This is a genomic window from Stenotrophomonas sp. 1L-E-5-B-C3, from assembly GCF_057292075.1.
Window position 1 is genome coordinate 259,656 of the sequence record NZ_JBXAWS010000002.1, and the last position, 11,975, is coordinate 271,630.

General features: G+C 67.1%; 10 protein-coding genes. 9 read left to right on the plus strand and 1 reads right to left on the minus strand.

What is annotated here, in order from left to right; genetic code table 11:
* Positions 1–32 precede the first annotated feature (32 nt).
* On the minus strand, positions 33–1,034 hold the full coding sequence (locus AC0Z6F_RS03940) for a helix-turn-helix domain-containing protein (RefSeq protein WP_485616670.1): 1,002 nt from the start codon (positions 1,032–1,034) through the stop codon (positions 33–35).
* A 318-nt stretch (positions 1,035–1,352) separates the two neighbouring features.
* On the opposite strand from AC0Z6F_RS03940, the gene AC0Z6F_RS03945 reads away from it, so the two are divergent.
* From AC0Z6F_RS03945 to AC0Z6F_RS03985, 9 genes are all read left to right on the plus strand, one after another.
* Entirely contained in the window at positions 1,353–3,929 is a 2,577-nt protein-coding gene (locus tag AC0Z6F_RS03945) for a TonB-dependent receptor plug domain-containing protein (protein ID WP_485616669.1), read from the plus strand.
* A 52-nt stretch (positions 3,930–3,981) separates the two neighbouring features.
* Entirely contained in the window at positions 3,982–4,563 is a 582-nt protein-coding gene (msuE, locus tag AC0Z6F_RS03950) for an FMN reductase (RefSeq protein WP_485616668.1), read from the plus strand.
* A gap of 156 nt (positions 4,564–4,719) precedes the next feature.
* Positions 4,720–5,082 carry a DUF3088 family protein gene (locus AC0Z6F_RS03955; RefSeq protein ID WP_153675413.1) on the plus strand — a complete coding sequence of 121 codons (363 nt, stop codon included), beginning with the start codon at positions 4,720–4,722 and terminating at the stop codon, positions 5,080–5,082.
* Between the two features lie 14 nt (positions 5,083–5,096).
* Positions 5,097–6,092 (plus strand): MsnO8 family LLM class oxidoreductase, encoded by a 996-nt coding sequence (locus AC0Z6F_RS03960; RefSeq protein WP_485616667.1) that lies wholly within the window; start codon positions 5,097–5,099, stop codon positions 6,090–6,092.
* Between the two features lie 18 nt (positions 6,093–6,110).
* Complete coding sequence (locus AC0Z6F_RS03965) at positions 6,111–7,454, plus strand: LLM class flavin-dependent oxidoreductase (protein WP_485616665.1); 1,344 nt, start codon at positions 6,111–6,113, stop codon at positions 7,452–7,454.
* Between the two features lie 4 nt (positions 7,455–7,458).
* Positions 7,459–8,679: a M20 aminoacylase family protein gene (locus AC0Z6F_RS03970; RefSeq protein WP_485616664.1), complete on the plus strand. Its 1,221-nt coding sequence runs from the start codon at positions 7,459–7,461 to the stop codon at positions 8,677–8,679.
* Positions 8,676–9,227 (plus strand): GNAT family N-acetyltransferase, encoded by a 552-nt coding sequence (locus tag AC0Z6F_RS03975; RefSeq protein ID WP_485616663.1) that lies wholly within the window; start codon positions 8,676–8,678, stop codon positions 9,225–9,227. The genes AC0Z6F_RS03970 and AC0Z6F_RS03975 overlap by 4 nt, the downstream gene beginning before the upstream one ends.
* The gene (locus tag AC0Z6F_RS03980; RefSeq protein ID WP_485616661.1) at positions 9,224–10,969 is read left to right on the plus strand and encodes an amino acid ABC transporter permease/ATP-binding protein; all 1,746 of its coding nucleotides are present in this window, start codon (positions 9,224–9,226) and stop codon (positions 10,967–10,969) included. Before AC0Z6F_RS03975 ends, AC0Z6F_RS03980 begins: the two co-directional genes overlap by 4 nt.
* Before the next feature lie 16 nt (positions 10,970–10,985).
* Positions 10,986–11,960: an ABC transporter substrate-binding protein gene (locus AC0Z6F_RS03985; protein ID WP_485616660.1), complete on the plus strand. Its 975-nt coding sequence runs from the start codon at positions 10,986–10,988 to the stop codon at positions 11,958–11,960.
* Positions 11,961–11,975 lie beyond the last annotated feature (15 nt).

The following is an 11,975-nucleotide window of genomic DNA, read 5'->3' on the forward strand; positions in this document are numbered from 1 at the left end:
CCCTGCCGGCCAGCGGCCGGCACTGCCTGGAATCAGCAACCCACCAACCGGTCTGCACCGATGCCGCTGCGATGATGGCTGCGGTACTCGGTGGGGCTGGCATCCACCTGCAAACGGAAGTGGCGGCGGAACGATTCCTGCGAACCAAAACCGGCCTGCTCGGCGATCCATTGCAATGGCCGGTCGGTGGTTTCAAGCAGCTCCCGGGCGAAGGCCACGCGCTCGCGGATCAACCAGTCGATGGGCGACAGGCCGGTGGCTTCCAGGAACTGGCGTTGCAGGGTGCGCTGGCTGAGTGAGGCCTGCTCGGCGAGGCTGCCGAGTGAGTGTGGCTCGCGCAGGTTGCGGCGCATCCATTCCATCAGCTTTGCCAACCGCGTAGGCTCGCCATTGGGAATGGCGCGGCTGACGCGCTGGCTGCGCCCGGCGTCACGCCATGGCGCCAGCACCAATCGCTCGGCTACCAGGTTGGCCACGCGGGCACCGTAATCCTTGCGCACCATGTGCAGCATCATGTCCATGCCGGTGGCCGAACCGGCCGAAGTGATGATGCTGCCGGTGTCCACGTACAGCACATCCTCGCGCACATCGATGCGCGGAAACTCACGTGCCAGCGCTTCGGTGAGGCGCCAATGGGTGGTGGCCTGGCGGCCATCGAGCAGCCCGGCCCAGGCCAGCACGAACGCGCCGGAGCAGATCGAAGCGATGCGCGCGCCGCGTGCGTGAGCGCGGATCAGTGCATCGAGCAGTGCCTGCGGCGGACGCTCGCTGGGTTCGCGCCAACCGGGGATGACGATGATGTCGGCGTCATCGACGCTGCCGAGATCGTAAGGCAGTTGCACCTGGGTGCTGCCGAGCATGCGCAGCGCGCCGGGTTCGCCCGCGCACAGCTGGGTGCGATACCAGGCCACGCCCAGCTCTGGCCGTATCGGTGCGAACAGGCCGACCGCACAGCCGAACTCGAACAGCCCCTGGCCGTGGCAGGCGACGATGGCGACGAGTGGTGCGGTGGGATCGGCGGGCAGGCTGGGCATGGCTTGATGCTACGGGTGGAGGTGCGCGGCGCTGCGTGGCGCGCGGGCATGAGGTGATGCCGGGCGGGCATATGGAGGCCGGGGTCGGATCCCTTCCGCAGGAAGGGCTCTGACCCCGTGGAGGGATGCGTGCCTGGGGTCAGAGCCCTTTCCTTTGGAAAGGGATCCGACCCCGTGTGCGCAGGCCTGCCTAACGTCATTACCAGCGGTCATGTGGGTGGCCGGATATGACGGTTGGGTGACGCGATCCCGCCTGTCGCCGTGGGTGAACAGGCCCTTGAATGGAAGCGTGTTTCCGGCCCACCCCCACGAGCCCCCATGCCTGCCGCCTACGCCCCAGCCTTGAACACTCTTGCCGTCCCGATCGCGGCCGTCCTCGCTGCATCGCCCAGCCACGCAGCGGAAGCCGATGCAGACCCTGCCACCACTGCAGCCACCGCCAATGTGGCGGCCTCCACGCTGGATGCGGTGGTGGTCACCGGTTCACGCACCAGCACGCGCACGGTGAAGAACAGCTCCACACCGATCGATGTGATTTCCGCCGAGGACCTCGCCGCCACCGGTCAGGGCAATCTGCTCGAAGCCCTGCAGCGCAGCCTGCCGTCGCTGAGCCAGATCGGCGGTTACCAGAGCGATCAGGAGAGCCTGATCCGCGGCTATCAGCTGCGCAATCTGTCGCCGGGTTACACGCTGGTGCTGGTCAACGGCAAGCGACGCAACGCCAGCGCCTATGTGAGTGGGGCGAACGGCGGTGGCTATCCGGGCCATGCCTGGGCCGATCTGGCGCTGATTCCGGTCTCGGCCATCGACCACGTGGAAGTGCTGCGTGACGGCGCGTCGGCCATCTACGGTTCGGACGCGATCACCGGCGTGGTCAACGTGATCCTGAAGTCGCAGGCGCACGGCGGTGAGGTGTCAGTGGAAAGCGGGCAGAGCATCGATGGCGATGGTTCGCGTACCAGCGTGCGCGCCAACGTCGGCCTGCCGTGGGGCGAAGATGGCTTCGTCAACCTGTCCGGCGAGACCACCCGCCAGCATCATGCGATTCGTACCCGCCGTTACATCGACGGCTACCTGAGTTATCCGGCAGTGGATGGCAGCGGCAATCTGGTGGCGCTGCGGCCGAACAATCGTTTGCCAGCAGGTGCCACGCCGAACCCGGCGGAAGCCAACCGCGATGCCGAGGCCAACACCATCCTCAGCTCGCCGTCGTATGCGCTGAAGGCCTTCGCGGTGAACGTGGGTCATGGCCTGGGCGAGAGCGCGCAGTTCTACGCCAACGCCACGGCCAGTGACCGCACCGCGCAGGCAATCCAGAACTTCCGCCTGCCGGCGACCATCTTCACTACCTACAAGGCACCCGGCGTGCTGAGCGTGTTTCCGGATGGTTTCCTGCCGGTGCTGGAAACCAAGGAGAAGCAGTACACCGGTACCGCAGGTGTAAAAGGCCAGCTTGCGGGCTGGGACTACGACGCCAGCCTCACCGGCAACCGCAGCACCGTGCGCACCTATACGCGCAACTCGGTGAACTACTCGCTGCCGTATCCCGGTTCGCCCACCGACTTCTATGACGGCAAGCTGGACTACCAGCAGGGCATCGCCAACCTGGACCTGCGTCGCGGCTTCGAAGTGGCGGCATTCGCTTCGCCGCTGGAGGTCAGCGCCGGCGCCGAGTACCAGCATGAACAGTACGAGCGCGGGGCAGGGCAGTGGGAGTCGTATACCGGCTTCGGTGCGGCGGCCTTCGTCGGCTATTCCACTGCGGACGCGGTGAAGGCGACCCGCAACAGCAAAGCGGTGTACGTGGGTGCGGCCACCAACATCACCTCACGCTGGTACCTGGATGCGGCCGCGCGCTGGGAGGACCATTCTGATTTCGGCAGTGTCTCCACCGGGCGCCTGACCACCCGCTTCGATTTCACCGACGCGCTGGGCGTGCGCGCCACGGTCAGCAATGGCTTCCATGCGCCCAGCCTGGGCGCGCAGTACTACCAGGCCACCGGCAGCTGCCCGTGCGGCACCACGCTGGTGGCGCAGGTGTCTTCGCCGGCGGCGATCGCGTTGGGCGCAACACCGCTGAAGCCGGAGAAGGCCACCAACTACAGCCTGGGCGTGACCTGGGACCCGAGCCCGGCGTTCCATCTGGCGGTGGATGCCTATCAGATCGACATCCGCGGCCAGCTCGGTCAGTCCAGCCAGATCGGCTACAACGCGCAGGATCCGGCGCGCATTACCGACAACAGCGGGACGGTGCTGAGTGCGGCGCAGAAGAACACCATCGATGCGCTGCTGGGTTCGGCCGGCATCAGCATCCTGCCGGGTGATGCGTTCTACGCCAGCTACTTCACCAATGTGGGCAACACCCGCACGCGCGGTGTGGAGCTGACCCTGGAAGCGAACCAGGAGACGGCGTGGGGCAAGCTGCGCTGGAGCTACGCGGCCAACGTCGGCCGCACCACCATCCAGAAGGTCAGCGACATTCCGGCTGCGCTGCAGGGGCTGCCGAACATCAACCTGCTGACCAAATCCAGCGAGTACGCGCTGCGCTTCCGCACGCCCAGCTATACGCAGGTGGCAGGGCTTGGCTGGCAGAACGGGCGCTGGCGCTCGAACGTGGACTTCACCTACTACGGCCCCATCAAGCGCCTGAACAACGGCGTGGAGTACAAGCAGCCGCCGGTGCTGGTGACCAATCTTTCCGGTGCTGTGGAGCTGGGCGCGGGCTGGAGTGCAGCGCTGGGCATCAACAACGTGTTCGACAAGCGTACCCGCAAGGTGCCGGAGTACGCGCGCAGTGCCACCGATGTGGCCAGCATCCAGACCACCTGGGACAGCGGTGATGTGCTGGGCAATGTGGGTGCGTATTGGTTTGGCCGGGTCAGTTATCGGTTTTGAGGTTCAGGCGAAGCGTCGCCGGGCATGGCCCGGCGCTACCGAGGAGAGGGTCATGTCTTCTGCATTGAAGGTGGTTGCATTGGTGGGATCGCCGACAAGTTCGGCGACGTCGCGCACGTTGCTGCTGGCGCGGCATCTGCTGGACTCGCTGCAGCAGCGGGTGCACGCCAGCGTTGAACTGGTGGAGCTGGCGCCGATCGCGCGTTCGCTGGGCCAGTCGCTGTCGCGTGGCGAGGCGGAGCCGACGGTGGAACGGGCACTGCAGACCATCGAAGCGGCGGAGCTGCTGGTGGTGGCCGCGCCGGTGTATCGCGGCTCCTATCCCGGGTTGTTCAAGCACCTGGTCGACTTCATCGAGCTGGAGGCGCTGGTGGATACGCCGGTGCTGCTGGCAGCCACCGGCGGTAGCGAGCGACATGCGCTGGTGATCGACCACCAGCTGCGGCCGTTGTTCAGTTTCCTGCAGGCGCACACGCTGCCGATCGGGGTGTATGCCACACCGGCCGACTTCGAGGGCGAGCACATCAGCAGTGCGGCCTTGCAGGCACGCATCGAACTGGCGACCGAGCGTGCAGCGGGGCATCTGGCCACGCAGGCACTGGCGGTAGCGGCGCCGCTGCGACGTATTGCCTGACGCCATAACCGGCGGCGCTTTGCTTATGGCTACACCGCATCTGCGTGGCCGGATCTGACCGCCGATTGTCGCCAGCCGTCGCTGCTGCGGCTGCCGGCATCTCTAGCATCGATATCGAAGCGGCATCGCATTGCCGGCCCTGATGAGGACACTCCCGTGGCGTTGGACGAAGCAAGCAAACCCATCCTGTTCCTGCTCGACCGTGAGTTCGAGGACGGCCAGATTCCTGGCCAACGCTTTTTCTGCCGGCACAGCCTGTTGCTGGAGGGCGCGCTGTCGAGCATCGACGGCCTGGACGCGCAGCTGGACGTGCGTCGCATCGGCTTCGCGCGGCCGCGCCGCGAGGTGATTGCCGAGATCGGCGAGCAGGACCAGTCGCTGCCGAAGCTGGTGCTGCCGCAGGGCGTGCGCAGCGAGCTTGCCAGTGGCGCGCACCAGGACCGCCAGTACATCTCCGGTGCCGAGCCGATCCTGGCTGCGCTGAACGGGTTGCTCGGCATTCCCGTGGTCCACCCCTGAGCGAGGACACGACCATGAGCTATCAGATCAGCGTCCTGGACAAGAGCCCGGTGGCCGAAGGGGCGTCGCCGGAGCAGGCGCTGCGCAACAGCTTGCAGCTGGCGCAGCGCGCCGAACAGCTGGGCTATCACCGCTACTGGTTTGCCGAACACCACGCCGCGCCGACCCTGGCCAGCCCCGCACCGGAAGTGCTGGCTGCGTGGGTGCTGGCGCAGACCCGGCGCATCCGCATCGGCAGTGGTGGGGTGATGCTGCGCCACTACGCGCCGTACAAGGTGGCGGAGAACTTCAACCTGCTGTCGGCGCTGGCACCCGGGCGTGTGGATCTGGGTGTGGGCAAGGCCCCCGGTGGCCTGCCGGCTTCGACCGCCGCGCTGGCGGCCGGCCGGCCGCCGTTTACCGACTTCGACCAGCAGCTGCGCGACCTGGAAGGTTTCCTGTCCGGCACGCTGAGTGAAGATCACGCGCATGCCAACGCACAGGCCCGACCGGTGCCGCAGCAGGCGCCGGAGCGCTTCCTGCTCGGGGCCAGCCCGCAGAGCGCGCAGCAGGCGGCCGAACTGGGCTGGCGCTTTGTCTATGCCGCGCACTTCGATGGCGACCCGAAGCACATCGAAGCTGCGTTCGACGCCTACCGCAGCGTCTCCTCGCAGCCACCGTTGCTGGCCACGGTGGCCTTCGCCGCCCCGACCGCCGAAGCCGCAGCCCGCCATATCGGTGCACTGCGCGTCTACAAGCTCCACCTCGGTCCCGGGCAGACGGTGAATCTGCCCAGCCCCGAAGCAGCTGCCGAGTACGCGCGCCAGGTGGGCGTTGCCGACTTCCGCATCGAAGAAACGCGCCCCAGCGTGCTGTCCGGTGATGCGCAGCACGTGCGTGACGAGCTCGATGCGCTGCACCGGCGCTTCGGCGTGGGCGAATTCATCCTCGATGCACCGGTGGCCGACCTCGACGCACGCCTGACTTCCCTTGAACTGCTGTCGCCCGCGCCGCGCGCGGCGGTGGCCTGACCTGCAGGAGCGATTCCCATGAGCACGACCCCGCGCCACATTCCGTTCGGCATCATGCTGCAGGGCCCCGGCAGCCACATGCATGCCTGGAAGCATCCGTCCAATCCTGCCGATGCCAGCGTCAACCTGCAGTTCTACATCGACATCGCGCGTACCGCCGAGGACAACGGCATCGCCTTCGGCTTCGTGGCCGACGGCCTGTACATCAACGAGAAGTCGATTCCGCATTTCCTCAACCGCTTCGAGCCGATCTCGCTGCTGTCGGCGTTGGCCACGGCAACGAAGAAGATCGGCTTGGCCGGCACGCTGTCGACCTCCTACAGCGACCCGTTCACCGTGGCCCGCCAGTTCGCTTCGCTGGATCTGCTCAGCGGCGGCCGCGCCGGCTGGAATGTGGTGACCTCGCCACTGGAGGGCTCAGGCCGCAACTACGGCCGGCCGCATCCGGAGCACGCGCTGCGCTACCAGATCGCCGACGAGTACCTGGACGTGGTGCAAGGGCTGTGGGATTCCTGGGATGACGATGCCTTCGTGCGCGAGCGCGATAGCGGCACGTTCTTCGCGCCGGAAAAGTTCCGCCGCCTCGACCACAACGGACGCTTCTTCCAGGTGGAAGGGCCGCTCAACATCCAGCGTTCGCCGCAGGGCCAGCCGGTGATCTTCCAGGCGGGTTCGTCCGACGATGGCATCGCGCTGGCCGGCAAGTATGCCGATGCGGTGTTTACCCATTCGCCGTCGCTGGAAGAAACCCGCGCGTTCACCCAGAAGGTGAAGAATTCTGCGATCGCGCACGGCCGCAGCGGCAATGACGTGAAGATCTTCCCGGGCATCGGCCCCATCGTTGGCCGCACCGCCGAGGAGGCTGAGGCCAAGTACCAGGCAATCGCCACGCTGGCCACGTTGGAGGACGCGCTGGCCTATCTCGGCCGCTTCTTCGACCACCACGATTTCAGCCAGTACGATCCGGACGCGCCGTTCCCGGAGCTGGGTGACATCGGCAGCAACTCGTTCCGCTCCACCACCGACCGCATCAAGCAGGACGCGCGCGCGAAGGGCCTGAGCCTCCGCCAGGTAGCACTGGAAGCGGTCAGCCCCCGGCCGAATTTCATCGGCACGCCGGAGCATGTGGCCGATGAGCTGATCCGCTGGTTCGATGCCGGCGCCAGCGATGGCTTCATCCTTGGTTTCGCGGCACAGCGCGAAGGCCTGGACGATTTCGTGACCCAGGTGCTGCCGATCCTGCAGGCGCGCGGCTACCACCAGCGCGAGCTGGAAGGACAGACCCTGCGCGAGCATCTGGGCCTGCCGTACAAGGCCAGCCGCCATGCAAGCGACGCCGAGCCGGCGCGGAAGGCAGGGTAAGGCGATGAGCGGAGACACATCGGTAGCGCCGGGCCACGCCCGGCGGAACTCGCCGGCAGCAGGCGTATTGCCCGAGATCGCCGCACGCGCCGAGGCGGCCATCGCGATTCGCCATGACCTGCACCGCCACCCGGAGCTGGCCTTCGAGGAACACCGCACCAGCGCTCGCGTGGCCGAGCTGTTGCAGCAGTGGGGCTATGAGGTGACCACCGGCCTCGGCGGCACCGGCGTGGTCGGTACGCTGCAGCGCGGGCAGGGCAGCCGTCGCCTTGGGCTGCGTGCCGACATCGATGCACTGCCGATCCACGAGGAGTCCGGGTTGGCCTACGCCAGCCAGACCGAGGGGCTGATGCACGCCTGCGGCCACGACGGGCATACCGCCATCCTGCTGTCTGCCGCGCACTACCTGGCCCACCACGGCCGTATCGACGGCACCCTGCAGCTGGTGTTCCAGCCGGCCGAGGAAACCGGTTCGGGCGCTTCGAAGATGATCGCCGATGGCCTGTTCGAACGCTTCCCGGTGGATGCGATCTATGGCCTGCACAACTGGCCGGGCGTGCCGGTGGGGCACTTCGGCTTTGTCGATGGCCCGGCAATGGCGTCGGTGGACTGGGCGCGGTTGAAGGTGATCGGCAAGGGCGGCCACGGCGCCGAGCCACAGGGAAGCGTCGACCCGATTCTGGTGGCAGCGCACATCGTCACCGCGCTGCAGAGCGTGGTGTCGCGCAATGTCGATCCGCGGCAGATGGGCGTGGTCACCGTCGGTTCGATTCACGGCGGGCAGGCCGCCAATGTGATTCCAGACGTGGTCGAGCTGAAGCTGACCGTGCGCGCCTATCTGCCGGATGTGCGCGACACGCTGCGGCGTCGGGTCACCGAGATTGCCGAACAGACCGCCGCCGCGTTCGGCGCGCGAGCCGAGATCGAGTTCCCGCGCGGCTTCCCCAGTGTGATCAACCACCCTCAGCAGACCGCCTACATCCGTGAGGTGGCCGTGCAGGGCTTCGGCAGCGAACACGTGGTGCCCGAATTCGCGCCGCGCACTGCCAGTGAGGATTTCGCGTTCCTGCTGCAGGCGCGGCCCGGCAGCTTCGTGTTCGTCGGCAACGGCGACAGCGCACCGCTGCACAGCCCGCGCTATGTATTCAACGACGCCGCCATCGCACCCGCCGCCAGCCTGTGGGCGCGGCTGGCCGAAGACTATCTGGTGAAGGACGTGGCATGAGCAGCAACGAACGCTTCCTCTACACCTCGGTGGACGATCCACTGGCCCGTCCACTGTTCGATGGACTGGAACAGGAGTACGACAGCCGCTACGCCGATGTGCGCCGACGCATCGGCGGCAGCGCCCGCGAGGAGCTGCAGCGCTACCCGGCGCAGGCCTTTGCGGCGCCGGTTGGGGCGTTCGTGCTGCTGCTGCGCGACGGTGTAGCGATCTCCGGCGGTGCCTTCATGCCGCACCGCGATCCGGACACCGCCGAGTTCAAGCGTATCTGGACGCTGCCGGGGCTGCGTCGCCAGGGCATCGCGCGGCGCGTGCTGCAGGAGCTGGAAGACCAGGCGGCGCGCCAAGGCTACCGGCGGGTGTTCCTGACCACCGGCTTCCGCCAGCCTGAAGCCGTCGGCCTGTACCTCAGCCACGGCTACACCGCGCTGTTCGACCTGCAGGCCGATCCGGAAACCATCGCGCATCTGCCGTTCGAGAAGCACCTGAGCGTATCGACGCCGGTTGTTGTGCCATCACAGACCGTGCTGCACGGAGCCCACGCATGAGCACGCCTTCGACCGCGCTGGATGGCATTGCCGCACGCCCGGCGCCAGCGCCGGCGTTGAAGATCGTGCCGGCGCGGCATCCGCTGCAGGTGATCGGTACGGTGCTGGCCCTGGCCTTGATCCTGATCGGGCTGCAGTCAGTGCTGGGCAATCCGCGCTGGGGCTGGGGCACCTTCGCCGAATGGTTCTTCGCGCGTCCGGTGCTGGAAGGCCTGGGCCGCACGCTGCTGCTGACCGCGCTCGGCACCGGCCTCGGCTTCGCGCTGGGCACGCTGCTTGCGCTGGCCCGCGTCTCTGGTTCACCGCTGCTGTCGGCAGTGTCGTGGGGCTATGTGTGGTTGTTCCGCTCGATCCCGCTGCTGGTGCTGTTGCTGCTGTTGAACAACCTGGGCTACCTGTACAGCACCATCGAGCTGGGCGTGCCGTTCACCGGCATCAACCTGTTCTCGTACCCGACCACGCAGCTGATCGGTGTGTTCACCGCCGCGGTGCTGGGCCTGACCCTGAACCAGGCGGCGTTCTCGGCCGAGGTGATCCGTGGCGGCATTCTGTCGGTCGACCACGGCCAGTACGAGGCCGCGGCCGCGCTGGGCCTGCCACGTGGCCGCCAGGTGCGCCGTATCATCCTGCCGCAGGCGATGCGCTCGATCCTGCCGGCAGCGTTCAACGATGTGATCGGCCTGGCCAAGAGCACCTCGGTGGTCTACGTGCTGGCGCTGCCGGAGCTGTTTTACACGGTACAGGTGATCTACCGACGCAACCTGGAAGTGGTGCCGTTGCTGATGGTGGCCACGGTCTGGTACCTGGTGATCCTGACCGTGCTGTCGCTGCTGCAGCGGCGGGTGGAGCAGCGGTTCGCGCGCGGCCAGCTGCAGCGCGAGCGCAGCGTTTCGCGGGTATCGTCGCCGACGCGCACAGCCAGCGATGCCGCACCGCGCGTGGCCAATCGTCCGCGCATCGCCACCCAGGTGGAAGCGGGCGAGGGTGCGGCGGTGTCGCTGCATGGCGTAGGCAAGGTGTTCGGCGACCAGCCGGTGCTGGAAGACGTGAACCTGGACCTGCGCGCTGGCAGCGTGACGGTGCTGATCGGCCCGTCCGGCGCTGGCAAGTCCACGTTGCTGCGGCTGATCAACCACCTGGAACGTGCCGACAGCGGTTACGTGACCGTCGGCGGGCAGCTGATCGGTTACCGCCGCGACGGCGACACCCTGTACGAGCTGCCCGAGCGTGAGATCCGCCGCCGTCGTGCGGAGGTGGGCATGGTGTTCCAGGGGTTCAACCTGTTCCCGCACCTGACCGCGCTGGAGAACATCATCGAAGCACCAATCGCGGTGCGTGGCGTGTCACGCGCGCAGGCCGAGCAGCAGGCGCGCACGCTGCTGGAACGGGTTGGTCTGGCCGACAAGGCCGATGCCTTCCCGCGTCAGCTGTCCGGTGGCCAGCAGCAGCGCATTGCGATTGCCCGCGCACTGGCGCTGCAGCCGAAGGTGCTGCTGTTCGACGAACCGACTTCGGCACTTGATCCGGAACTGGTGGCCGAGGTGCTCAGCGTGATCGAGGAGCTGGCAAGCTCCGGCACCACGCTGGTGATTGTCACCCACGAACTGAGCTTCGCCCGCCGCGTGGCCGACCACGTGGTGATGATGGACCAGGGGCGGGTGATCGAGCAGGGCACGCCCGAAGCCCTGTTCGAGCGTCCGCGCCAGCAACGTACGGCCGATTTCCTCGCCAAAACACTGTAACCCCGAAAGGAACGCCATGAGCCCTGCCGCACCGCGTCGCCCCTCGCGCAGCACCCTGTTGATCGTGGGCGTGCTGGTCATTGGCATTGCCGGCATCGTCTACTCGCGCGTGCGCCAGGCACCGGACGCGAGCGTCGTGGCCGCGACCAGCCTTGCCGGTGCGAATACGGCGCTGCTGAAAGGAACGCTCGATCCCAAGGCGCAGGCATTGATCCCGGCCGGCTACCGCTTCGTCACGCCCGGTGCGTTCACCATCGCCACCCATCCTGGTCAGCTGCCCTTGGCCGACTATGGCGCCGACAGCAAGGACGTGGTGGGCGTCGAGCCGGATATCGCTCGTCTGATCGCCGATGGGCTGGGGTTGAAACTGGTGGTGGTGCCGGTGGCCTGGGCCGACTGGCCGCTGGGGCTGGAGTCGGGCAAGTACGATGCGGTGCTGTCCAATGTGACCGTCACTGAAGAGCGAAAGAAGAAGTTCGACTTCTCCAGCTATCGCTACGACCTGCTCGGCATCTATACGCGCACTGATGGCCCGATCCAGAAGATCGAAAAGCCGGCCGACGTGGCCGGGCTGAAGGTGGTGGTCGGTGCTAGTACCAACCAGGACCAGATTCTGCGGCAATGGGACCAGCAGAACATCGCCGCTGGATTGAAGCCGGTGGAATACCAGTATTTCGATGACGCGGTGGTCGGCCGGTTGGCGGTGATCACCGGCCGTGCCGATGTCTCGTTCGAGCCCAATGCCACTGGCGCCTATTCCGCACGCGATGGCAAGGTGCGGCGTGTGGGCCTGTTCCCCGGTGGCTGGCCGAACGCCGCGGCGATCTCGGTGACCACGCGCAAGGGCAGCGGCCTGGCCGATGCGGTGACCCAGGCGTTGAACACCCAGATCAGCAGCGGCACCTATGCCAAGGCGCTGGCGCGCTGGAACGTAGCCGAGGAGGCCGTGCCGCAGTCGCAGACCAATCCGCCGGGGTTGCCGGCGTTGTAGATGACGCCGGGCATG